General features: G+C 69.6%; 13 protein-coding genes, 1 tRNA gene and 2 pseudogenes. 10 read left to right on the top strand and 6 right to left on the bottom strand.

Features of this window, described 5'->3' with window-relative positions; translation table 11 throughout:
* Both EF387_RS24855 and EF387_RS24850 read right to left on the bottom strand, forming a co-directional pair.
* Positions 1-214 (bottom strand): annotated as a pseudogene (locus EF387_RS24855) (trypsin-like serine protease); the annotation flags it as partial.
* Positions 215-297: 83 nt separating this feature from the next.
* On the bottom strand, positions 298-825 hold the full coding sequence (locus EF387_RS24850) for a hypothetical protein (RefSeq protein WP_238431665.1): 528 nt from the start codon (positions 823-825) through the stop codon (positions 298-300).
* Between the two features lie 553 nt (positions 826-1378).
* Between EF387_RS24850 and EF387_RS24845 the strand changes: the two genes are divergently transcribed.
* The 3 genes from EF387_RS24845 to EF387_RS24835 all read left to right on the top strand — a co-directional run bounded on the left by EF387_RS24845 (position 1379) and on the right by EF387_RS24835 (position 7915).
* Positions 1379-4753: an ALF repeat-containing protein gene (locus EF387_RS24845; protein WP_202918359.1), complete on the top strand. Its 3375-nt coding sequence runs from the start codon at positions 1379-1381 to the stop codon at positions 4751-4753.
* A 212-nt stretch (positions 4754-4965) separates the two neighbouring features.
* Positions 4966-6837, top strand: coding sequence for a DNA/RNA non-specific endonuclease (locus EF387_RS24840; RefSeq protein ID WP_238431664.1), 1872 nt, complete (start codon positions 4966-4968; stop codon positions 6835-6837).
* A gap of 31 nt (positions 6838-6868) precedes the next feature.
* Positions 6869-7915 carry a hypothetical protein gene (locus tag EF387_RS24835; RefSeq protein ID WP_128378816.1) on the top strand — a complete coding sequence of 349 codons (1047 nt, stop codon included), beginning with the start codon at positions 6869-6871 and terminating at the stop codon, positions 7913-7915.
* A 776-nt stretch (positions 7916-8691) separates the two neighbouring features.
* On the opposite strand, the gene EF387_RS24830 is transcribed toward EF387_RS24835, so the two are convergent.
* Together EF387_RS24830 and EF387_RS24825 are read right to left on the bottom strand one after the other, a co-directional pair.
* A complete protein-coding gene (locus EF387_RS24830) occupies positions 8692-10245 on the bottom strand; it encodes an alpha/beta hydrolase (protein ID WP_128378815.1) in 1554 nt (517 codons plus the stop codon).
* 817 nt (positions 10246-11062) lie between these two features.
* Positions 11063-11916, bottom strand: a pseudogene (locus tag EF387_RS24825) (IS5 family transposase).
* A gap of 262 nt (positions 11917-12178) precedes the next feature.
* On the opposite strand from EF387_RS24825, the gene EF387_RS24820 reads away from it, so the two are divergent.
* Positions 12179-12493, top strand: a complete 315-nt coding sequence (locus EF387_RS24820; protein ID WP_274388955.1) for a site-specific integrase — start codon at positions 12179-12181, stop codon at positions 12491-12493.
* Between the two features lie 202 nt (positions 12494-12695).
* On the opposite strand, the gene EF387_RS24815 is transcribed toward EF387_RS24820, so the two are convergent.
* Positions 12696-12768 (bottom strand) — tRNA-Arg (locus EF387_RS24815).
* A 303-nt stretch (positions 12769-13071) separates the two neighbouring features.
* On the opposite strand from EF387_RS24815, the gene EF387_RS24810 reads away from it, so the two are divergent.
* The 6 genes from EF387_RS24810 (at position 13072) to chvE (ending at position 23759) form a co-directional block, all read left to right on the top strand.
* Complete coding sequence (locus EF387_RS24810) at positions 13072-14721, top strand: dynamin family protein (protein WP_128378814.1); 1650 nt, start codon at positions 13072-13074, stop codon at positions 14719-14721.
* Between the two features lie 3 nt (positions 14722-14724).
* Positions 14725-16785: a YfjP family GTPase gene (locus EF387_RS24805; protein WP_128378813.1), complete on the top strand. Its 2061-nt coding sequence runs from the start codon at positions 14725-14727 to the stop codon at positions 16783-16785.
* A gap of 526 nt (positions 16786-17311) precedes the next feature.
* Entirely contained in the window at positions 17312-17758 is a 447-nt protein-coding gene (locus tag EF387_RS24800) for a single-stranded DNA-binding protein (RefSeq protein WP_128378812.1), read from the top strand.
* Positions 17759-18028: 270 nt separating this feature from the next.
* Positions 18029-19372 carry a TQXA domain-containing protein gene (locus tag EF387_RS24795; protein WP_128378842.1) on the top strand — a complete coding sequence of 448 codons (1344 nt, stop codon included), beginning with the start codon at positions 18029-18031 and terminating at the stop codon, positions 19370-19372.
* 529 nt (positions 19373-19901) lie between these two features.
* Complete coding sequence (locus EF387_RS24790; RefSeq protein WP_128378811.1) at positions 19902-22148, top strand: ATP-binding protein; 2247 nt, start codon at positions 19902-19904, stop codon at positions 22146-22148.
* Positions 22149-22658: 510 nt separating this feature from the next.
* Entirely contained in the window at positions 22659-23759 is a 1101-nt protein-coding gene (gene chvE, locus EF387_RS24785; RefSeq protein WP_128378810.1) for a multiple monosaccharide ABC transporter substrate-binding protein, read from the top strand.
* A gap of 72 nt (positions 23760-23831) precedes the next feature.
* On the opposite strand, the gene EF387_RS24780 is transcribed toward chvE, so the two are convergent.
* On the bottom strand, positions 23832-24467 hold the full coding sequence (locus tag EF387_RS24780; RefSeq protein ID WP_128378809.1) for an HAD family acid phosphatase: 636 nt from the start codon (positions 24465-24467) through the stop codon (positions 23832-23834).
* Positions 24468-24747: the final 280 nt, after the last annotated feature.

Below are 24747 nucleotides of genomic sequence, written 5' to 3'. Positions count from 1 at the left end.
CGGTCAGCACCCACTGCGGGTCGACGAGGGTGCCGGTGCAGGCGGTCTGTTCACCGACGTTGACCTTCGCAACGTAGTTCAGCTGTGCCGGGGCGTCGACTCCGCCCAGCGCCGCGGCCGTGGTGGTCGCGGCCGGAACGGCGCCCAGTACGACGGGGGCCGCGAGCAGGGCAGCGGCTAACGCGGAGAGACGGTGACGTCTGGAGAGGCGCATGAGCGTGGATTCCTAGACACGAGGGCCGCGCGTCCGGTGGGCATCGGACCGCATTGCGGTGGGCATGACAATGTTGACTGTGTTTACTTGGAGGACCTGATCTCGACGAGCAGGTGATCGCGGCCCTCTTCGTCCGCGGCCTCACCCACCGGGGTCCAGGCGTTCTTGTTGAGGTCGAACGACTTCTCCTCGGCACCTACGGTCATGTCGACCTCGGTCGTGTAGTCGTTGCCCTTGATCGCGTAAACCGCCGGGATCTCCAGGGTCAGCCAGCCCGAGTTGCCCACCACCTTGAAGCAGATCTTGTCCGCCTTGTTCCGCGCCATGATCTCCAGAAGGCCTGCGCCACTCGCGCAGTCGGCCAGGGTGATGTGCCCGTCACCGCGCTTGAGGAGGATGTTCTTCTCGGCCAGGATCTTGTCCGCCAGCGGGTAGTTGAAGTCCTCCACCGCATAACCGGGGGATTCCCCCGCGACCAGTGCGGTGGGGTTCGTCTCCTGCGACGCCCCGCCGGGGATGCTCGTGGCCGCCGTGATCCAGGCCAGGGCGCCGACCGCGGCCGCGCCCAGTGCGCGCAGCGCAATCCGCTTGCGCTGCGGCTTAACGGACATTCTGCTGCATTGCTTCATTGCATCCCCAAGTTCGTCGCTGACGGCCGGATGTTCGTCACCGGTCTCGAATTTCGGGTGCACAGAATGCGTTATCGGCATCGCTCTGCCGGGTGCGTTCCAACTCGCGCTGGAAGAGGCTCCCTTACGGCTCAAAGCGAGAAGCCCCCGTCCCGGTGATCGCCATCCTCTTCATCATGCAAACACGAAGCCACCCTCAGGTCGAGCGCGGAAAACGGCGCATACTGTGGCAATCCACATGCTTCATTCATGACCTCCGTCACACTTCATAAAGGTTGCACGAAGATTTGTGAAGGACGTGTAAAGAAGTCTCTGATGGCTAATCAAGGCATGTGCTTGGAAGGCCTGTTGAAGAACGTGACTAAATAATTGGCCTACTCTGCATGGACAGTTGATATGGTCCCGCACTGCACGTAACTGCGAACGCACGCCACTTCGCGTCCGTCGGCATTCCACCTTTCGGGCACGCCGGAAACCGCCCTGCCGGTGCGATCCGGCATGCCCTGTCACCAGCTCACACGAGGACAACTCTCCGATGCAGACAATCTTCTGGAGCCGGCGCCGCGTGCTCGGCGCGCTCGCCGCCTCCGCCGCCGTGGCCTCCACACCCTTAACGCCCCTCCCCACGGCCGCCGCCGCTGCAGAAGGCGCGGCACCCGAACCGGTGCCGCTGCCGGACACCGAGCGCGCCAAGGTCGTCAGGGCGTGGCTGACCGGTGGCAAGGGCGTCAAGGCCGCCGCCGCCGAGGCCCTTTACGGGTCGGACGCCGACATCCAGACCTTCCTCGCCGAGACGCTGCCGAGGCAGACGGTGGAGGACAACCGCGTCGCGATCGTCCGCAGCCTGGACCGTGCGGGCAAGGGCCTGCGAAGAGAGGCCGTCGCCGCTCTCGAGAGCGGCGACGCCGCGATCGCCGCGTTCCTGAAGGACGGCTTTAAACCGGCCATCCTCGAAGATCTCCGGGTCGCAACCACCACCGTCTCGACCACCGGCGACAAGGCGGTGGTGCGCAGCGCCAACACCGCTCTCGACACCGCCACCGCACCGGCTCTCACCGCCTTCCTCACCGACAAGCAGTACGACGCACGCCTGGAGGACACCCGGGTCCAGGTCAGCGCCATGCTGGTGAACGGTGGCTCGGAAGTGCAGAAGTACGCGAGCCGTGCGCTCGAGGGGACCGCGGCCGACGTGGAGTGGTTCATGGAGACCGGCCAGCACATCGCGCGCGCCCGTGACCAGGAGTCGGCGACCATCGAGGAACTGGTGGCCCTCGTCGAGCGCGAGGGCAAGCGCGCTCAGAAGGAGACCAACCTGGCCGTGGAGGCCTCGGCCCGCGCCGAGACCGCCGCCGGGAAGGCCAAGGAGGCCGCCCAGAAGGCCGCCGCCGAGGCGTCCGCAGCCCAGAACGACGTGAAGAAGTCGGCGGCGGCTGCCCGGAAGGCGGCGAACGCGGCGAAGGGCGCGGCGGACGCCGCACGCAACGCCATCAACGCCTCCAATGCAGCGGTGAACGCATCCCGCCGCGCCTCCTGGGCGGCCACCGGTGCCGCCCAGGCCGCCTCGAACGCGGGCAGCGCCGCGTCCCGTGCCTACAGGGCTGCGATAGCCGCCTCCAAGGACGCGAGCAAGACGCAGGAGGCCAAGGACGCCGCGGTCGCCGCCAAGAACGCCGCGGCCAAGGCCCGTAGCGCCGCCGCAGCCGCCGACAAGGCCGCCATCGCCGGCGATGCGGCCGCGTCCGCCGGCACGGCCGCCGCCTCCGCCGCACGCAATTCGGCCGCCGCCGCCACGGCCGCAGCCCAGGCCGCCGTCTCCGCCGGTGTCGCCCAGTCGGAGGCCGCCGAGGCCAAGCGCCAGGCCGCCATCGCCACCAGCGCCGCCAACCGTGCCACCAACGCGGCCTCCGCCGCCCAGGCACTGGCGACCGCCGCCGCCAAGGCGGCCCGCACCGCCCGCGACGCCGCCAAATCCGCCGCCGCCCACGCCGACAAGGCGGCAGCCGCCGCCGAGGAGGCCGTGAAGTACGCGGGCCAGGCCATCGACTACGCCAACAAGTCGACCGCGCACGCCGACGAGGCCGTGAAGGCCGCGAACGTCGCCACCAAGGCCGTCGCCGACGCCATCGAGGTGGAGAAGAACGCCCGCGCCGCCGAGGCCCAGACTCTGGAGCAGGACAAGCAGAAGGCGATCGAGGAGGCGCGGCTGCTCGCCTCCGCCGAGGCGACCGATCTGTCCGACGTCCGCGGCAAGCGCCTTCTGGCGGAGCGCACCGCCCAGGAGATCAAGGACCTCACCACCAGAGCCGAACAGGCCCTGTACTCCGGCGACACGGCGCTCGCCGCGACCCTGGGGCGCAAGGCCGCGATCGGTCTGATCGAGTCCCGTGGCGCCTGGACCCGGCAGGCCGCCCAGCACGCCCTGGCGGGCTCCGACGACGACGTCTTCGCCTGGATCGACCTCGATCGGGCCCTCGCCCAGGGCCAGGACGACCGTGAGACCACCCTCCATGTGGCGACGATCGCCGCGCCGAAGATCGCCGAGGCCGCCCAGCTCGCCCTGGCGAGTTCCAGCTCCAAGGCCATCGGTGACTTCCTCACCATCGGCATGAAGAAGGCCTCCGACGAGGAGCTGCGCGTCGCGATCGGCAAGATCCTCAACGATGGCGCGGGCAGGGCCGTCACCAACGCTGCCAACAAGGCACTCGACGAGAACACCACCGAATCCCTCAACTACTTCTTCGACCACGACTACCCGCTGGCCCAACAGGAGGACGACCAGGTCCTCGCCGGAAAGCTCATCAACACCGGTGGCCCCTTCACCAAGGCCTACGCCGAGGTCGCCCTCGAGGGCCCGGCGTGGATGCTCCGCAACTTCATCCTCGTGGTCCAGTTCCGGACGGCCCAGCTCGACCACGACACCGCCACCCATGTCGCCGCGATCCGCGGTGCCATCGCCGCCGCCGCGAAGATCGCTCAGAAGGCGCAGGAGAACGCCGCGCGGGCGACCCAGGCCGCCTACCTGGCCCGTAACAACGCCGCCAAGGCCCAGGAGTGGGCGGACAAGGCGATCGCCTCGTCCAAGAAGGCCGACAGTTACGCGGACGAGGCGCGCCGGAACGCGGACGCCGCCGACAAGTCGGCCGCTGACGCCCAGGCATCCGCCAACACAGCGAAGGCGGCCGCGGCGACCGCCCGTGGCGCGGCCCGCTCGGCCAACTACTCGGCCAACAAGGCGATCGACTCGGCGCGCGCCGCCCTCAAGTCCTCCGCCGCCGCTCAGACTTCGGCCAACGCCGCCCGTGCCTCCATGCTTGCCGCGCAGGCGGACGCGAAGGAGGCCGCCGCCGCGTACTCCGAAGCCAAGCGGATCACGGCCGAGAAGCACCGGGCCGAAGTGGCCGCCAAGGCCAAGGAAGCCGCAGAGAAGGCCCGGGCGGACCGCGAGGCCAAGCGTGACCCCGCCGCCAACGACCGGAACAACCAAGTCAACCCCAACGGCACCAAGGACCCCGCCGACTCCGACGAGTGGTGGAACGACGCCCAGTTCTACGCAGACGCGGCCAACGTGGTCAGCGTCGGCGCCGGCCTCCTGGCCGCCGGCTGCACTCTCGCAGGATTCGTCTTCCCGCCGGCCTTCGCCGCAGCCGGCTTCCTCGCAGGTGTCTCCGCAGGTGCGAGCGCCATCGGCACTGTCTTCACCGGCATCGAACACGGCTTCACGAGCAGCGATTTCTGGTGGTCCGCCGCAGGCACCGGCCTGAGCCTGGTCACCTACGGCCAGTCCAAGTGGCTGAGTGCAGCAGTGAAGCCCGCCAGCACTGTCGTCAAGCCCGTCGTCGGCAAGATCGCGGACGTTGTCGAGGACGGGGTCTCCGCCATCACCAGGGATCTCTTCGAGTTGGTCGGCTGACGAGTGAGTCCCTCTCGCACGGCTCTGACGCGGTAGAGCGCAGGCCGCCCACCGCTGCCCCGGGGGGGCACTTCACGTCCGGTGCCCCCCCTTCCCCCTGCCACCAGGACAAAGAAACAAGGAAGAGAGATCTGACAAACATGCACGAGAGACGCCCTGGAGGCGCAACCCGAATACGGGCGCGGTCGACCGTACTTGCCGTACTTGCCGCAGTGACGCTGGGACTCACCACGGCGGGTACGGCCACGGCACAGACCGCGAACGAGAAGCCGCGGAACGCGGGGAGGATGGACCTGACGAACCAGGCCGACACCCCGGCCACCGCCACCGCCCCCGCCACCAGCGCCTTCCCCAAGCAGTCAGGGGAACACTGTGAGGCCACAAAGGCAGGATCGAAGGAGCGCCGGGCGGGCGCCGTCGAGGCGTGTGTGAGCACCAGTCCCGTCCCGGCCGCGCGAACCAAGGCGCAGCCGCGGAGCCTCGCCGCCACTCCGGCTGCCGTCGGCAGCTGCTCCCTCACCAACCCCGGCAACTACTCCTACGAGCGTTTCAGTTACTGCGTGACCGGGGTGAACGTCCTTTACATCCTGCGTGACAGCAAGGGCGCGGAGCTCGGGCGCGGCACCCTGGAGATCTCCACCAGTGCGTCACTGCCGGCGGCGGGTACGACGTGGAGCGAGCACGTCACCGTGAAGATGACCTCTGCGAGCAACGCCGTCACCGCCCTCGACGCCAAGTTCCGCGCCTCCTGCGCAACCGGCTGCAGGGCGACGACGACCGCGCCCTGGTACGAAAGCAACCTGGTCCTGGGAAAGACCCTCTCCGGCGACGTCAAGTACTCCTCGGCCCCCGCGGCGGGCTCCGTCGCGGAGTTTCTCACCTCGTACAAGCTGTACGTGACCTCCCCGGGCGCCACGCCCATCGACCCGAGCGCCTCCTGGGACAACCCGCGCAAGATCCGCTGCGACAACGCGGTCGGGGGCACCTCGTCGGCCGGCTGTGTCATCCCTTCGATCATGCCCGTCGTACCGATGAGTGCGCGGGCCTCCGATGCCGGCGGCGCCGTGGCCGCCTACGCGTGGGCGCAGAAGAACCTCAACGGCGCCTGGGGGAAGAAGGGCAGCCCTCTGACCCGGTCGACGAGCGGCGTGGCCGCCCGCACCGCCAGCACGTGCGGCGGCTTCACGCCTGAGCCGGAGCTCGTCGACAACGACTCCTGCGGTGACTTCCCCTTCGGCGAGGCGAAGGAAGGCGGTGCCGTCGGCGCTCAGTGCGTCAAGGTGATCCCCAACCTCGGCAGCGGCGAATGGGGCACCTATGTCCTGAACGACGCCCGTGCCGTGGACCCCGCCTCACCCTGCGTCCAGGCCCATGTCACGCCCGACGAGAAGCAGTTCGCCGACACGCAGCTCGCCGACGGCTTCAAGAACCAACGGGTGATCGACGCCGACCAGTTCGAGCTGACGTTCTCGTTGCCGGACACCGGCCCGCGCGCCCGCTGCCTGGACACCAAGCCGGACGATGCATCTACCAGCGGCGCCGGGTGGATCCTGAACACCACCGAACCGGTCCCCCACGTCAACAAGACGACCACCCCGCTGGGCCGGGCCGGAGCCAGGCCGACTCGGGCACAGGCATGCCTGGACAGGACAGCCCCCGAGGGAACCCCCGCACAGGGAGACATCCCCGGCTGGCAGGATGCGGAGATCTTCAAGAACGCGAACTCGCTCACCAACGGGCTGGCCCGGTGTCACCTGATACCGAACATCACCGGCGGAAGGGGTATACAGGTCAATCTCGTCCCATGCTGGCAGGCAGGGATGAACACTGGCACGCCCAGCATGCGAACCTACGAGGCCAAGGCGCAGAAGGTCATCCAAAGCGACGTGTCCGCCTTCGGACCGGACGACGCGATCTTCTACCAGGTGACGCCCGTCTACAACGACGACACCAGCACGATCCCGGTGGGAGTCACGATGAAAGCTAATATCGAACGGGCGGACGGGACGATCGAGCAGTTGTTTTCCAACGTCTATGTCACCAACACCCTGAAGAACACCGGGTTGTACAACCTCGGCAACTGATCACAGTCAGTTCGCGCCATCAGGAGCCAGCATGAGTTTCACCACCCCGCCGCGGCCGCTCGACGTGACCGCGCTCGTCCCTCAACTGGCCCCGATGGCCCGCACGGCGACCCGGCTGCATCCCCGCCCCGGGTCGCCCACGCCGTACGAAAGCTCCGTCGGCGGGCCGCTCCTCTGGCCCGCCGACGAGCCGTGGCCCCACTGCGAAGAGCCACACGACAGTGACGCGGCAGACGAGATGCACTCTCCGGACGACATCCGGCTTCTGCGTCGCATCCGTGCGGCAGCGGCCGAGCGCCGACTCCGCGACCCCCAGGGCCCCGCGATCACGCCCGAGGAGCAGGAGATCGAGCAGCGGCTCCGGAAGGGCCACCCGTGGTTCGACGGTCCGATTCCCATGATTCCCGTGGCCCAGCTCTACGCCCGTGACGTCCCCCTCCCGGGCAGCCCTCCCGGAGCCGATCTTCTCCAGGTCCTGTGGTGCCCCTGCGACCACGCGGAGTTCGCACACCCCCGAACCGCCCTCCGCTGGCGTTTGTCCACCTCCGTCACCGACGTCCTCGACACCCCGCCCGAGCCACCCGTGATCCAGTTCGACTGGTACCTCCCGAGGCCGTGCCTGCTGGCACCCGAGCAGGTCACCGAGTACCCCAGCCCCATGGAGCTGAGCAAGGAACTGCAGCAGCAGTTGGGCGACGTGACTCGGTGGGAGGCAGCCGGATACGCGTGGGACGGCACCGGTGCGGAAACCCCACAGGAGTACTACTTCCGCAACCTGTGCCACGCCCCCGGGTGGAAGACCGGCGGCTGGACCCGCTGGGGCCTCACCGACCCCGTGCCCCGCCCCTGCCCCGAATGCGGCACCGAGACGATCCCGCTCATCACCGTCGCGAGCAGGGAATGGGACGCCGGCAGTAAGAGCTGGATGCCCGAAGAGGAACGGACGAACCCGACTCCGCTCCCCATCGGCACCCGGCCCGCGAACGTCACTCTCCTCAACATCGCCGACGCCTACGACCTGCAACTCCACGTCTGCCCTGTGTCCCCCGACCATCCGCACATCGAACTTGTTCAGTGAGCAGGCCCGACGCCCAAGCACCGGGACGGCAGCCTCATGCCCGTCCGGGCTTCGAGCTTGGCGAGCTCGTCCTCGGTGTGCAGCTCTCTCCAAGGCCCACCTGTGCCCGGACGCCTGGGGTGGCCCGCCGAATCGGGGTCGGCGGCACCGGACAGAACTGCCGAAAGATCTCTGACTCGGGACACTGGTAGTGCTCCGTTAGGTCTGTTTGCCGGTTCGTGGTGTGCGAGGCACGGTGGATAGATGGATCTGCGGCAAGTGGCGGAGTTACGGGCCGAGTTAGCGGGCTTCGTGGCGGACGTGTTCTTACGGAAGCTGGCGCTGTAACACCCGCACTCAGGTAGGCCGCAGTCGGGACCTGTAAGGGGTCTACAAGTTGTCTGAAGGGGCCATGGGCATAGGCCTGCCAGTGCCAGAACGCTTCCTCTGTGGCTTCGGGCCAGAAGCGGGTCCGCTCTAGTGCTTTGACCGGGAAGGTTCGCCGGGTTGGCGATTGGAACGGTTGGATGAGCGGTGAGCCTGTGCGGTGAGCAGACTGACCGGCCAGGAGGGGCAGAAGTGCCGCAGATCGTGCGCCGGGGATTCACGTCGCGGTGGCCGAGGCCGCCCGGAGCGACCTCGCAGCCCGCCTGCGCATCGTCCGGCCGCTCTGCCCCGACCACCGCACCGGCACCCACCCAAAGGCGGTCTCGGACCGGGCGGTGTGGTGGTGCACGCCCAGGGCCCCTGCGAGCGAACCGGTGTGCTGACGGCCGCCCGGCGGATCCGTACGGGCCTCAGGACATGGTGCCCCGGCACACCGTTCCCGTGGCTGGGGTGCGGCCCGTGCGGAGGTACTGGTTGACGGCCTCCGTGACGCAGCGGTTCTGCGGGTATGTGCCGTGGCCCTCCTCCTCGGCCGTCAGGAGCACGCCGACACCGTCGCCCAGGGCGCGGGCCATGTTGCGGGCGCCGGGATACGGGGTGGTCGGGTCGCCGGTGCCGCCGACCACCAGGACGGGGGCCGCGCCGTCGGCGTTCACCTGGGGCGTGAGGCGCTCGCCGTCGAACGGCCAGTCGTAACAGAGGTAGACGCCGGTGGACCAGGCCGCGCCGAAGACGGGCGAGGCGGCCTTGACGCGGGCTTCGTCCCGGTCGAGGCGTTCGATGTCGGGGCGCAGGCTGGAGTCCGCGCAGGTGATCGCGGTCTGGGCGACGCGGCTGTTGTCGGGCGGGGTCGCCGCGCGGTCGGCGGAACCCATGTCGGCCGCGCCGTTGCTCAGCGGACCGCCGTCGTTGTGGTCGATCAGCGCGGTGAGGGCCTTGGCGAGCGGCGACCAGCCGTCCGTGCCGAGGACGAGATGGTCGCTGACGCTGTGCGCGAGGTCGTCGGCGTCCAGGTTCCTTCCGCCGCCGGCCGGGGCGGGCTTCTTCTCCAGGCGGTCGGCCAGGCGCGCCATGCGTCGCGCGGCCTCCTCGGGCCCGTCGCCGGTCGGGCAGTGGCGGATACGGGCCGCGCAGTGCGCAGCGAACCGGTCGAACGCCGCCTGGACCGCCTTGACCTGCGACACCTGCTCCTCGCTGAGGTCCTCGGTCGGATCGACGGGCGCTTCGAGGACGAGCCGCCCGACGTGCGACGGGTACAGGTGGGCGTAGACCGCGCCGAGCGCCGTTCCGTACGAGACCCCGAAGTAGTGCAGCCGCTCGTCGCCGAGGAGGTAGCGCATCAGGTCGAGGTCGCGCGCGGTGTGCGAGGTGCCGATGTACGGGAGGCGCGCCCCGGAGTGCTCGGCGCAGGCGTCGGCCCCGTCGTAGCCGGTGTCGTCCGCGGTCTTTCCGCAGCGCACGGGGATGGTCGCGCCAACGCCGCGCGGGTCGAAGGAGACCAGGTCGTAGCGGTCGAGGAGCGGCTTGTACTGGTTGAGTCGTTCGGGCAATCCGCTCACGCCGGACACGCCGGGGCCACCGAAGTTGAGGACGAGCGAGCCGATGCGCCGGGCGTTCGGGCCGGTGGCCTTGCGGCGGATCAGGGCGACGTCGATCGTCCTGCCATCTGGTTTCCGGTAGTCGAGGGGGGTCTTCATAACGGCGCAGTCGTAGCCAGTGCGCGCGGTGGGCGGCGAGGTGCAGCGGGACCAGTGGAGGTGCTGGCCGGTGGTGAGCGCGGTGGGCAGACCGGCGGGCGGGTTGTTCGCGGTGAACTCCGTACGCGGCTCCGCACTCCGGCCGGGAGCGTCGTGCTGGAGCCACGCGCCGACGGCCCCGATCGCGACGAGGACGACCCCGGCGATGATCAGCGCACCGACCGAGAGGCCCGGTCTGCGGCTTCGTATCGGATGTGCGTCACTCATCGAAATCCCCGCGCTCCCGCCCCTGGACGCCCGCCCCGTGCCCGCATGCCCGTGTTCGTGATCGTCCGATCGTCGAATGAGTGCAGAGTACAAGCCGTCCACGACAGCAGCTCAGCTCCTAGCGTCACGGATCCCCAACCCGGTGAACGTATACGGTCACAGCACTAGCCGACGTAGGTCAGCTGTGCAGGATCCTGAAAGGCGATCAAACGCGGGTCAGGTGGCCACCACGTATCCGGTGGCCGAAGCCCTAAGCTTGGGAAGCTGAGGTGATCGGCGGCCTTTTTGGGCTGACCTGCAGTGAAACAGTGCCGCCATCGGATTGGGGCGCTCAACTCGTGCCCGGTGTTCCCCGTGGTTCCCCGCACGATCTGGCACGTGTCTGGCACGGGCCTGCGCCTGGAACGGTCTACGCCGTGGTCGCTGAGGTTTTGCCCGACACATCGACTGTCCGCTCGCGTCGTCGGCTGAGCGCCAAATGATCACTGACCTAGGGCCTCGGTGTTCTTTGCGTCGAGATTGGCGACGACCGTCTCTCGATCAGCGCCATCCCTTGAATCACGTCGAGATCAATTACGTAGGTCAGAGGCTCGACGGGTCCTCCAGGACCCGTCGATCTGACCGTGACCGTGTACTGCCGCGGGAGGTCGGTCTTCTCGAAGTAGTGTGGGCCGAAGGAGAAGTACCACTCCAGACGCCGGCGCGGCGGCAGGTGGGGAATCTTGCGTGCGATAGCCCGAGCAATCTTCCCATCCCAGTCGCTTCGCTCGCCTCCCTGGAGGGACGGTGTGACGCTTAGAGAGCATCTGATCAATGTTCACGCCGTTGTGAGTGAGATGTCCGTTTCAATTCGCCAGGTTGGTGCGGATTCTCCGGTCAGTTCGCGGGACATTTTGTTACGCGCCCGCCGGCCATCGCCCAGTGGATCATCGTCCGGGATCTCTGCGGGAGGGCTTCGTAGTCCCGCGCCAGGCGGCGGTGCTGCATCAGCCAGCCGAAGGTCCGCTCGATCACCGACCGTTTCGGCAGAGGCTCGAACCCTCTCGCCCGTGGCCGCTGCACCACCTCGACGTCGATGCACAGCCGGGCAGCGTGATTGAAGATGCTGTTCTGGTAACCGCCGTCGGCCCAGACCTTGGTCACGCTGGGGTGTGCCGCGGCCAGGTCGTCGAGCAGGAGCTTTCCGCCGGCGGTGTCGGGCACGTTCGCGGCGGTGACGAGGACGGCCAACACCAGACCGAGGGTGTAGGTGCCGCTTGCGCCCTTTGATCTTCTTGCCGGCGTCGATGCCCTGGCTGGTCTCGGCGACGTTTGCCGAGGTCTTCACGCTCTGCGCGTCCACCACGGCCGCAGTGGGTTGCGTGTTGCGGCCGTGGGATCGGCGGGTCTTGTCGCGTAGCAGGTCGTGGACCTGCTGGGTGGTTCCGTCGGCTTCCCACTTCGCGTAGTAGTCGTAGACGGTCTTGTACGGCGGGAAGTCGTGCGGCAGGTACTCCCACGGGATGCCGGTGCGGTTGACGTAGAGGTCGCATTGACGATCTCTCGCAAGTCGTGCACGCGCGCCGCCGTGCCGGGCCCGGTCCGTCTCGCTCGCCAGGCGGTGAAGACCGGTTCGAGCAAGGCCCAGCGGGCGTCGGACACGTCACTGCGGTACGGACGACGAACACTCACACCTCATGCAACGACCACCAACACCGCCAGTCACAAAAACATCCCAGAACACCAACTATCCAGATCAGATGCCCTCTTAGACCGATGTGGCGAGCCGGACCGCAGCGTCGCAGCCGGCGGATGGTCACCCACGCCTAGTCAGCGAGCTGTCTGAGACGGGCAATCTCACAGATGTGCCATCCGGAAGTCGGCAAGCAGTGGACCGACACCTCGCATCCTGCGGCAGCACATCGAAGACGAAGAGCTCAAGTCGGGTGATTTTTTGTTCCAGGGCGAGAACGGCGGCATCCTCGCGGGCTCCGTCATCCGCCGAGCCTGGCGGGGCGCTCGCTGCGCGGTCCTGGCTCCGCACGTCTTCGATTCACCGACCGGGAAGCGGGTGTACGACAACCGGCACACCCGTCTGACCAAGTGGCTCAACGACGGGATCCCGCCCGCTCGGGTGGCCGAGTGGGCGGGGAACAGCGTGCCTGTATTGCTCGCCACCTACGCCCGGTGTGTCGACGGTCAGCTGCCGGACCTGAAGAAGCGGCTCGAAGCTGCCGGGGATCTCCCCGACCTCTCCGACGCCGACTGATCCGGCACCGACTGCTCCGGCACCGACTGACGCCGAGAACTTCGACATGTATTCGACACAGCGACCCGCAGAAACCCGGTGACAGCCGGACAGCCCCGGAGTCCTGCCTTGATCGTCAAGGGAGGGGCCGGGGCTTCGTCGTGCCCGGCGGCACCTGCTCTGAGCAGCAAAAACGCCCTCCCGAAGGAGGGCGGAGGTTGGGCGCCCCCGGCAGGACTCGAACCTGCGGCCAAGCGCTTAGAAGGCGCCTGCTCTATCCACTGAGCTACGGGGGCCGGGTGGCCGTAGGTCTGGTGCCCGGGTGGGCCGATCCGTGACCTTGCCGGGGACAAGGATAGGGCTCCCGGGTCCTTGCCCCTGATGCTTCGCCTCCGCAGCGTGATGTGGAGGTTCGGTGAAGCGGTCCTGATAATCGCAGGCAGGTACGAATCCTGCATCGCTTTTGGCGCCTCGCCCCTCGGGTGTTGTGCACTCGTTATGCCTGCGCCCCAGTCGCCCCTTCCATCCCGTGTGTCCTATCGGCGCGCAGAGATAGCCATACGCTTCAAAAATCCTCCAAAATTGGGCATTCTTCGCATGTGGTGACCTTGGACGTACGGCCTCAGCTGCTCGACGCACTTTCCGCGCTGCGCGACCGTGTCGCTGCCGCACGCTTCCCGCTGCCCCTGGCGGGGGCCCCACGCGCGCGTGCCAACCGCGATGAACTTCTGGCACAGCTCGACGACTATCTGGTGCCCCGCTTGCGCGCCCCCGAAGCACCCCTCCTGGCCGTGATCGGCGGTTCCACCGGCTCCGGCAAGTCCACACTCGTCAACTCGATCGTGGGACGACGGGTCAGCGAGGCAGGTGTCCTGCGGCCGACCACCCGTACGCCCGTGCTGGTGTGCCATCCGGAGGACCAGCACTGGTTCAGCGGCATGCGCGTCCTGCCCGACCTCACCCGCGTCTGGACGCCCCAGCAGGACCCGAAGGGCGACGACCACGCGCGCCCGCCCGGCCGGGCGGGCGGGAACGTGCCCGGCCGGGCGGGTGAGAAGGCGGGCGAGAGGGTGATGCGCATCGAGACCGCCGACACCCTGCCACCGGGCCTGGTGCTCCTCGACGCCCCCGACATCGACTCGCTCGTCGCCGAGAACCGGATCCTCGCCGCGGAGCTGATCTGCGCCGCCGACATCTGGGTGATGGTGACCACCGCCGCCCGGTACGCCGACGCCGTCCCCTGGCACCTGCTGCGTACCGCCAAGGAACTCGACGCCACGCTCGTCACCGTCCTGGACCGGGTGCCGCACCAGGTCGTGGCCGAGGTGTCGCGGCAGTACGGCGCGCTGCTCGCCAAGGCGGGCCTCGGCGACGTACCGCGCTTCACCGTTCCCGAACTGCCCGAGTCGGCGTGGGGCGGCGGTCTGCTGCCATCCTCCGCGGTCGCCCCGCTGCGCACCTGGCTCGTGCACGCCGCACAGGACCCCGGAGCACGCCGCGAGGCGCTGGCCCGTACGGCACGCGGCGTGCTGGACTCGCTGCGGTCCCGGATGCCCGAGCTGGCCGGTGCCGCGGCCGCGCAGTACGCCGCGGCGCTGCGGCTCACCTCGGCGGCCGACGCGGCGTACGACAGCGAGCACACGCGCGTACGGGCCCGGCTGCAGGCCGGGGCGGTGCTCGCCGGAGACGCCCTCAAGAGGTGGCACAGCTTCCCGCTGGACTGCACAGCGGGTGAACTCCTGGACGCCCTCGTCGAGAGCCTCGGTGAGATGCTGCTGTGTGCCGTGAGCGCCGCCGACGCGCGCGTGGACGAGTCCTGGCGCCGGGAACCGGCCGCGGCAGCGCCGGGCCTGCTGAACCGCACCCCCGGACCGGAGACCGCCGAACACCGGATCGGGATGGCCGTACGACGCTGGCGACGAGTGCTCGAGGAGTACGCCGAGGACGAGGCCGACCGGCTCGGCAGGAGCGTCGTACCGGACCCCGAGGTCGTCGCCGCGCTCCTCGCCACCGCGCTGCTGGGCGGCCGGCGGGCGCGCGCCGCCGGTGAGATCCTCGCCGAGCGTATCGGCGCCCACTCCGCCCTCCGCCTGCGCGACCGCGGCGGAAAGCTGCTCACGGAGTACGTCGACAAGGTGCTGCGCACGGAGCGCGAGCGCCGACTGGCCCCGCTGGACGCCCTCGACGTGCACCCGGAGCCCCAGGCCGAACTCATCGCCGCGATGTCCGTACTGCAGAAGGAGAGGTGACCGGTGACCGCCGTCACTGACCACACGGATCACACCGATCACACCGGGGACGGGGAGGGAAACGGCGGGGGGAACGAGGGCGACGGGCACGCGCGGACCGACGGACACGCCCGTGCCGAGGGGCACGCGCGCGTGGACGACGATTCCCGGACCGCCCCCTCCCTGCCGGAAGAAGAGCGCCCCCTCCAGAACCGCCCGCTTGGCGGGGACGGCTCAAAACTCGCCGACGACTCCCGCTCCGGCTCCGGCTCTGACTCCGGCTCCTCCGGCTCCGGTTCAGGTCCCGCGGCCACGCACCTCGAGAAGGACGCCGACGGCACCGACGACAGCGGCGCCGGCAAGGGCACGGACAGCGTCCTCGGCCCGGAGTCCGAGGGCGTCTGGGACGACGGGCTGATCGCCCGCCGGGTCACCGAGCCGACCGAGACGGTCGCCCCGCCGCTCCGCCCGTTCCCGGAGCCACCGGCCAACCTCGCCTACGACGGGCCGCTGCGCTCCCGGCTCGACGCCCTGCGCGAACTGGTGGGCCTTTCCCGTACCCGGCTGGACAGCAAGACGCTCGCCGAGGCGGGCCGGGTCCTGGACGAGGCGGCGGCGCGGCGCCGGCTGTCCGGGCAGCACACCGTCGTCGCCATCGCGGGCGCCACCGGGAGCGGCAAGTCGACGCTCTTCAACGCGCTCGCCGGGGTGGCCATCTCGGAGGCCGGGGTACGGCGGCCGACCACCGCGGCTCCCATCGCGTGCAGTTGGAGCGACGGGGCCGGGAGCCTCATCGACCGGCTCGGCATTCCCGGACGGCTGCGCCGCCGCCCGCTGCAGAGCGCGGAGGCGGAGTCGCAACTGCGCGGACTCGTCCTGGTCGACCTGCCCGACCACGACTCCGCCGCATCCCAGCACCGGGAACAGGTGGACCGCATTCTGGCCCTCGTCGACGCGGTGATCTGGGTCGTCGACCCGGAGAAGTACGCGGACGCCGTGCTGCACGAGCGCTATCTGCGGCCTTTGGCGGGACACGCGGAGGTCACCTTCGTCGTGCTCAACCAGGTGGACCGGCTTCCCGAGGAGGCCGTCGAGCAGGTCCTCGACGACCTGCGGCGGCTGCTCGACGAGGACGGCATGGCACTGGGCGAGTACGGCGAGCCGGGCGCCACGGTACTCGCGCTGTCCGCGCTCACCGGCGAAGGGGTTGCCGAACTGCGGGAGCTGCTGGGTCAGTTCGTGGGTGAGCGGGGAGCCGCGGCGCGGCGCATCTCCGCCGACCTGGACGCGGCCGCCGCAGGGCTGCGCCATCTCTATGCCACCGGGCGGCAGGAAGGACTCAGCGAGGAGGCGCGCACCGAGTTCACCGACCGGCTCGCGGACGCCGTGGGCGCCTCGGCGGCGGGCGAGGCCGCCGAGCGGGCATGGCGGCGCAACGCCAACCGTGCGTGCGGCTCGCCCTGGCTGCGGCTGTGGCACTGGCTCGAAGAGCGGCGTGAGCCGTCCACCGGGCGGCTGCTCACCCGGGTGCCCGCGGACGAGGAGCCCACGGCGCGTCAGCGCGTCGAACAGGCGGTGCGCACGGTGGCCGACCGGGCGGCGGCGGGGCTGCCGACGCCGTGGGCACAGGCGGTGCGCGAGGCGGCGGTACGCGGGGCGCAGGGGCTGCCCGAGGCGCTGGACGAACTGGCCGCGCGGGCCGCGGTTCCCCCGGGGCGCCCGCCACGGCCGGGCTGGTGGCCGGTCGCGGTGCTGGCACAGGGCTGCATGACGCTTCTGCAGATCGTCGGCGGGCTCTGGCTGCTCGGGCAGGTCGTCGGGGTGCTGGCGCCCAACCTCGGCGTGCCCGCGCTGTTGATGGCGGCGGGGATCGTCGGTGGGCCGGCCGTGGAGTGGGCCAGCAGGATGGCGGTGCGCGGGCCGGCGCGGCGGTACGGGCTCGAGGCCGAGCGGCGGCTGCGGGAGGCGGCGGCCTCGTGCGGGCGGGCCCGGGTGCTGGATCCGGTGGCGGCCGAGCTGCTGCGGTACGGCGAGGTCCGCGAGCAGTACGTCCGGCTGACGGGGGCGGCGGGCCCGGTGGGGTGAGGAGGCCCCGTGGACTTCGTGTCGCGGGGCCTCGTGCCACAAAGCTCATTTCGCGGGGCTCGCCTCAAAGCTCATTTCGCGGGGCAAAGCTCATTTCACGGGGGCCAGGCCACAAGGCTCCCCGCGCAGGGCGAGGACCACAAGGTGCAGTGGCGGACGTGGATCCCTCCGCGCATCTTCGGCCTGCCGCGCCACGGCACGCTCGCTCAGGCCCCAAAGCACATCTCGCAGGGCTCAGGCCCCAAGCACATCTCGCAGGGCTCAGCCCCAAGCACATCCTCGCGGGGCTCTGCCTCGCAGCTCATGTCCCGGCATCCATTTCCCTCCTCCGGGTGGCGGAGTTTTCCCCAACCGGCCGGTCATGCACAGCGCTCAGCGGGTTCGCCGCGGCGGAGGCAGTCTGGGGTCACGGCGAGCGCGGCGAACGCACCGCTCGCCGCGACAGACCGCACGGACCGAACAGGTCACAAAGATCACTGAGATCGCACAGACGTATCCGCCCGCGATGGGTCAGGGAGGGGTTCTTATGAACGAGACGATGGTGACCGTGGTGGGCAATGTCGCCACACCGCCGGTGTTCCAGGAGTTCGCATCGGGAGCGTCCACGAGGTTCCGTGTCGCGGCGCGTGCCCGGCACTGGAGCCGGGAGAAGAACCAATGGGTGGACGGGCACACCAACTTCTTCACGGTGTGGTCCTGGCGGCAGCTGGCGACGAACGCCGCCGCGTCCCTGACGGTGGGTGACCCGGTCGTCATCCAGGGGCGGCTGAAGGTACGGAACGAGCAGCGCGGGGAGCAGAACTGGCTCTCTGCGGACATCGAGGCGGTGACGATCGGGCATGACCTGGCGCGCGGTACCTCGGCGTTCCGGCGCGCGAACAAGGCGGAGTCCGCGCAGTCGGCCGACTCCCGCCCCGAGCCGGATTTCGAGACGGCTCCCCAACCTGAGGCGGCAGCGGCTCTGGTGACGTGAGGTCAGACAGGCGTGAATGCACGCCGATTTGTCGACAAGTCTGACTCGAAACCGAGGTGGCCATAACGATTGCGAGTCGGTTCGGTCGTCTGAAGGGATGACCGGGGAGCCAATTGCACCTCGTATTTAGGATGCCGGGCATAGCTCTTGAGGCATCTGATGCTGCTGGTGGGACCGCCCCACGTAACCGGTCCTGCTCGAAAGGGAATTCTTGTGCTGTCAACTGCGTTGTCCGGGCGTGGGCTCGCTCGTCTCGCCGCCGCCACCCTGATGTCCGGGGCGGCCGTGGCGGGGGCGCTCGCCACCGCGGGCGCGGCCGTCGCCGACGATTCCCCGCAACAGCAGGCCGGAGCGACCGCCACGGTCGGCAACCTCACCACCGCGGGCCCCGCGGTCATTCACGACAACGGCGTGGACAGGCAGCTCTCCGCTGGGCTGTTCGAGATGTCCGTGGACGGTGGGGGCATGCTGCAGGCCTACGGCATCGACATCCACAGCCCGACGCAGAAGGACGCCAAGTACCACGAGACGCCGTGGAGCGGCACGTCCCTGAACGACAACCCGGACGCAGGCAAGATCCACTGGATCCTGCGGAACTCCTATCCGCAGGTCAACGATCTGGCGGCGCTGGCCAAGAAGGCGGGTGCGCGCGGCCTCACCGAGCAGGACGCGGCGGCCGGCACACAGGTGGCGATCTGGCGGTACTCCGACGGCGCGGACGTGGAGGCCGTAAGCCCCGCGGCGGAACAACTGGCCGACTATCTGCAGAAGAACGCGAAGGCTGTCGCGGAACCCCGTGCCTCGCTGACGCTCGGCTCACCAGCGGTCGCGGGGCTCGCCGGGGATCGGCTCGGCCCGGTCACGGTGTACACGGACGCGGACACGGTGACGGTGAAACCGCCGGCGGACGCGGCCGTGACCGGAGTGGAGATCGTCGACAGGAACGGCCGTCCGGTGACCACGACGGGGAACGGCGGGCAGCTGTGGTTCGACATCCCCGCGGACGCGGCGGACGGAGCCGCCTCGCTCACCGTGCAGGCCTCGACCACGGTGCCGGTGGGCCGGGCCTTCGCCTCGGAGACGCGCAGCCAGACTCAGATCCTCGCCGGCTCCAGTGAGTCGACGGTCACCGCGACGGCGACCGCGAACTGGGCCGCCGAGGGAGCGATACCCGCACTGTCCGCCGAGCGGAACTGCGCCGAGGGCCGGGTGGACATCACGGCGGCCAACCCGGGCGACGAGCCGTTCACGTTCGAGCTCATGGGCGTGAAGCACACGATCGCCGCGGGCAGCACGGCGACGGTGCCGGTGCCGCTGCAGGAAGACCAGGCCTACGACTTCACGATCGCCGGCCCGAACGGAGCGGCCAAGCGGTTCAAGGGCGTCCTCGACTGCAAGACGCAGAGCGCGACCGCGGGCGACTCCCCGCAGACGCTGAGTGAGCCGAGCCCGGCGTCGGCGGGTGGCACCGCGATCACCGGCACCGATCTCGCGGAGACGGGCAGCTCCAACGCGACCCCGCTGATCGCCGGAGTCGCCATTGGCCTGGTGGTGGTCGGCGGCACCGTCGTCGTCCTGCTCCGCAACAAGAAGGCACCCACGCAGGAGAGGTGACGAGCAGCGCCGGCGGAAACCCGGCTGCACCCGGCCCGGACTTCGTAGCGCCTCGGCCGTCGATGTCCACCATGGGACGCGGGGGTGAGCAACGCCCGGTGGGGCCGGCGCCCGGAGCCCGCTCGGAACTCGTGCAAGGGGTACGGCCGGCGGCCCACCGGCCCGCACGGCACTCCTTCGCCCGTGTCGTCGTGCGGACCGGCCGGCACCGGTCGGTCACCGCTCCGCAGCAGGGCCCTGCCCCTAGCCGGGGGATGCCGGGGGCAGGGCTCACGGGTCTTCCCCGAACCACCAGGGCCACCCGTCGACGTCACCATCGCCCGAGCGGACCGCTCGCTTCCAGGCCACTCACAGCTCACCTCTGCTCAGACCAGTCCGGTGGGCCCCCGGGTTCATCGGTGAGGGCGTGAATGATGTCATAGCGACACGCGATCCAACCCTTCCACCGGCTCCTCGGGTCCGCCGTACTGTGACCGGCCGTACGGGAGTTCGATGTACGGCGGGTGTACGCGGATATTCGGGGGGACTCATGGATCCGTGGGGCGGCGGTGGCTCGTTGGGCGACCGGGTGACCGTGGCGCGGGACCGGGCGTTCGTCGGGCGGACGGTGGAGCAGGCGCTGTTCCGGTCCGCCCTGGCGGGTGAGCCCGGCGCGCCGCCCGTGCTGTATCTGCACGGACCCGGCGGGATAGGGAAGTCGACGCTGCTGCGCCGGTTCGCCCTGGAGGCGCGGCGCACGGGGCGGCTGGTGGTCACGGTGGACGGCCGGGGCGGACCGACGCCGGAGGACTTCGTCCAGGCCGCGGGGAAGGCGGCGGGGGAGCCGGGTTCGGTGCTCCTGATCGACACCTTCGAACGCTGTCACGACCTGAACGGCTGGCTGTGGGAGGAATTCCTGCCCCGGCTGCCGATGGACTCGATCGCGGTGGTCGCCGGACGTGTGCCGCCCGATCCGCGCTGGGTCGCCGATCCCGGCTGGGCGGACCTGCTGCGGGTGGTGACCTTACGGAACCTGGCGCCGGACGAGGCCGCCGCGTTCTTACGGGCCCGCGGGGTGCCGGCCGCGGCACACCGCGCACTGCTGTCCTTCACCGGCGGCCACCCACTGGCCCTGGCGCTGGCGGCGGCGGTCGCCGTACGGCAGGAGGGGCGCCGGACGCCGCGTACGCCGGACCGCTCGCCCGCCGAGGACGTGATGGCGACGCTACTGCCGCAGTTGGTGAGCGATCTGCCGTCTCCCGCGCACCGCACGGCGCTCGAGGTGTGCGCCCACGCCCACGTCACCTCCGAGGCGCTGCTGCGGGCGATGTTGGGCGAGCACGCAGCCGAACTGTTCGCCTGGCTGCGCACCCAGCCGTTCGTCGAGTCCGGCCCCTCCGGGCTGTTCCCGCACGACGTGGTGCGGGAAGTGCTGGCTGCCGATCTGCGCTGGCGCGACCCAGATGGGTTCGCGGCCCTGCACCGGCGGATGCACGAGTACCTGCTCGACCGGGTCCGGGCGGCGCCCGCCGCGCGGATGGTGCAGGCGGTGGGCGCGCTGCTGTACCTGTACCGGAACAACGGGCTGATGGCCCACGCCCACGCATGGCTCCCGGAGGCCCGGGTGCGGGACCTGCCGTACCACCCCACCGACCGGGAGCGCGTGCTCGAGTTGGTGCACGAGGCCGAGGGCGCCGAGTCCGCAGCGATCGCAGCGTTCTGGCTGGACAGACAGCCGGAGGCGTTCCGTGTCTACCGCGGCGCCCGCAACGATGACATCGTTGCCGCCTCGGCCTGGCTGCGGCTCGAAGGCCCGGAGGGCGAGGACGTCGACCCGGTGGTGGCGGCCGCCTGGGCCCATGCCCGCTCGACCGAACCGCCGCGCGCCGGGGAGCACCTGGGCGTCTCGCGTTTCCATGTGCATCCGCCCGCGTACCACCGGCCTTCCCCGGTGATGGACCTGATCCGGTGGCGCTCGACCGGGGAGATCATCCGGTCCGACCGGCTCGCGCACTCGTTCGTGGTGATGCGGGACGACGGGTTCTGGGACACCCATCTGACCCGGATCGACATGCCGCCGGTCGCCGGCGGACCCGTCGTGGGCGGTCACTCCTACCGGCTGTTCACGCACGACTGGCGCACAAATCCGGTCACGTCCTGGCTGGCGGACAAGAGTGACGCTCTGGTCGCCGGTGACACCGGGGCCGCGGCGCGCTCTTCGCGGCAGCAGGAGGAACTCGTGGTGCTGTCCCGTCCGGAGTTCGACACCGCGGTGGGGGACGCGCTGCGCGCGCTGCGCTGGCCCGAGGAACTGGCCGCCAGTCCGCTGCTGCGCAGCCGCGCCGTGGCCAACAGCGGCGGGAGTCTGCGGGACGTCCTGGTACGGGCCGTGGACGCGCTGCTCGAGGAGCGCGGCGGGGCCAAACGGCACCGCGCCCTCATGGCGACCTATGTGGAGGCCACCCCCACCCAGGAGGCGGCCGCCCGGCAGCTCGGACTGCCCCTCAGCACCTACCGCCGGCACCTGACGGCCGCCGTCCAGCGTGTCGCCGACATCCTGTGGCGGCACGAACTGAGCGGCACGCCCATGGAGCCACCGGTCGCGGCGGCCCGACCGGCCGTGACGGCCCAACCGGCTGCGGCGGCTCCCCCGACTGCGGCCGCTCCACCCACTGCGGCCGCTCCACCCACTGCGGCGGCGGCCGTCGCCGGTACGCGTGAGCACACGTCGGACCGCCGGCGGGAACGCCACGCACGCTCAGCGCACGCGAAGAGCTGGGGAACGGGGACCAGATGACCGGCGACCCGAGGTTCCTCGTCGCGATTGCCCGGTGTGGTCCATCACGGGGGCATCCGGGGTGCGTTCGGCACCGCTCCGTGTATTCCAATCGTTACGTGAGCCCTGTCACGTGTCAGGCGCTCCCTTTCCCCCTTTTGCGCCCCTCCGTAAACCGAACACACCCTCTCAAGCCCGATTACCGAGGGAGGTTTTCGCCACGCCCCGCCCAGGAACGACTCCTCTTCGTGACCATGAAGCTCGCGGACGGGGGATGTGGTGATTATGTGCTTCGAGGTACGCTGCCCGGCATTCCACGTTCGAGGACCGTGCTCGTTCGGGCCGGTCAACCCGGTCCACTCGTGCGCGGAGAAGGCCGAGGGCCCGGTCGCAACCACATACCGTCCTGTCCGACGCCAGTACCAGCTCACCGGGAACCGGTGAGTAGCGTTACTCCCGGGCGGTGCGTCACGTCCGGGTAACCGGTCGCCATCCCGACGGCCGGCTGAATAACCGTTTTTGTTAGGAACGATGACGATGCGCGCCCGCACCACTGCCGCTGCGGCCATAGCCGCGGCTCTCTCCCTCTCCCTCGCCGCTTGCAGCGGCGGCGACAGCGAGGGGGCCAGCAGCACGGACGACGCGACAGTCGGTATCGCCATGCCGACCAAGACCTCCCAGCGGTGGATCAACGACGGCGACAACATGGTCAGCGAGCTGCGGCAGTACGGCTACAGCACGACCCTGAAGTACGCCAACAACAGTTCCAAGACGCAGATCGAGCAGCTGGAGAACATGATCCAGGGCGGCGCGGACGTCCTGGTGATCGCTGCGGTCGACAGCACCGTGTTGGGCGGAGTGCTGAAGAAGGCGGAGGACGCCGGCGTTCCCGTCATCGGCTACGACCGTCTGCCGATGAACACGCCGGACGTCGACTACTACTCCAGCTTCGACAACCTGAAGGTCGGCCAGCTCCAGGCGATGTACATCGTGGAGCAGCTGGGTCTGGTCAACGGCAGCGGTAAGGGCCCCTTCAACATCGAGCTGTTCGCCGGCTCCGCCGACGACAACAACGCCAAGTACTTCTTCAAAGGCGCGATGGATGTCCTGCAGGAGTACATCGACAGCGGCCAGCTCGTAGTGAAGTCGGGCGAGACCGATTTCAAGAACCTCACCACCCTGCGGTGGGACGGCCGCCTCGCCCAGAAGCGTATGGCGAAGGTGCTCTCCTCGACGTACTCCGACGCCAAGCTGGACGCGGTCCTCTCTCCGTATGACGGCATGTCCATCGGCATCATCAACGCGCTGAAGGCTGACGGTTACGGCACCGACGCCAAGCCGCTGCCGCTCGTGACGGGGCAGGACGCCGAGACCCCGTCCGTGCAGGCGATCATCGATCGCGAGCAGTCGGAGACGGTCTACAAGGACACCCGCAAGCTCGCCCTGGTCACCGCGCACATGGTCAACTCGGTGCTGCACGGCAACTCGCCGGTGATCAGCGACACCAAGACCTACGACAACGGCAAGAAGATCGTCCCGGCGTACCTGCTGGAGCCGGTCAGCGTCGACCGGACCAACTACAAGCAGGTGCTGGTCAACTCCGGTTACATCAAGGCGAGCGACCTCAAGTAGCGCCCGGCGCCGGGTCCTTCACCGTCACGGTGGCGCGCCGCACCGGCGTCGCCACCGCGAAGTCCCACTGACTCAGGACAACTGGCCGTCGTAGTCCGGCAGTTTGAAGGTGCGCTCCGCGTGGCCGCCCACCAGGTCGGTGGTGTTGTTGCCGACGTTGGCGATGATCGTGTAGCCCTTGGCCTCGATCTCCGTGCGCTTGGCCGTCTTGTACGCGCCGACCTCCGCGAACAGGTCCGGCAGATCACGGACATAGAGGTCGTCGAGGGGGTAACCCACCGATGTCAGGTTGGACTTGGTCAGGCTGTAGATGATGCCCGGCCGCGCGGTGATGAAGAAGACGTTCACACCACGGGACTTGGCGTACGTGGCCAGCTCCAGCGACGGCTTCACCGCCGGGGTGGGCAGCTGGTACCAGGGGTGGAAGTCGCTCTCCAGCGTGGTGTTGTCGATGTCGAAGACGATCGCGAGCTTCTGCCCTGAAGTGTTCTGCGTACGCTGCTGGACGTACGGCAGCGCCTGGTCGATGACCTTGCGTACGTCGCTCTGCCAGGTGGCGTAGTCGACGTCGGCCGCGGCGGCGGCCGTTGTGACGCTTGCCGCCGGTGCCGCTGCGGCCGGTCCCGCGGCAACCACCGGTACTCCCAACCCGAGGACCGCCGCGACCGATACCGCCGCAATCCGCTGACGTACACCGCGTCTTGCCATGCTCGCTCCTTCTCTCGTACGAGACGGGATTCAACTCGTCATGGTCACGACCAAGAATGGACGGCAGGCCAACAGAAAGCTACCCATGAGTAGACAGCGAACGTGCGGAGTTGGCCGTACGGGCGGGGATGGCCGGCGTGCGGTCTGCCGGATGGCCGGTCAGGCGGCCCCGTGTGCATGGGCGGGCGGCCGATGACGCGGACGGGGCGGCGTGCGCCGACGCTGTGTCGGTGCACGCCGCCCTCGAGTGGGACGAGTCGCGGGACAACTGCCCGCGTTG

Source organism: Streptomyces cavernae (assembly GCF_004023625.1).
In the GTDB taxonomy this organism is placed as follows: domain Bacteria; phylum Actinomycetota; class Actinomycetes; order Streptomycetales; family Streptomycetaceae; genus Streptomyces; species Streptomyces cavernae.
Note: the sequence above shows the minus strand (reverse complement) of the source record. Positions and strands in the feature narration are given on the sequence as shown.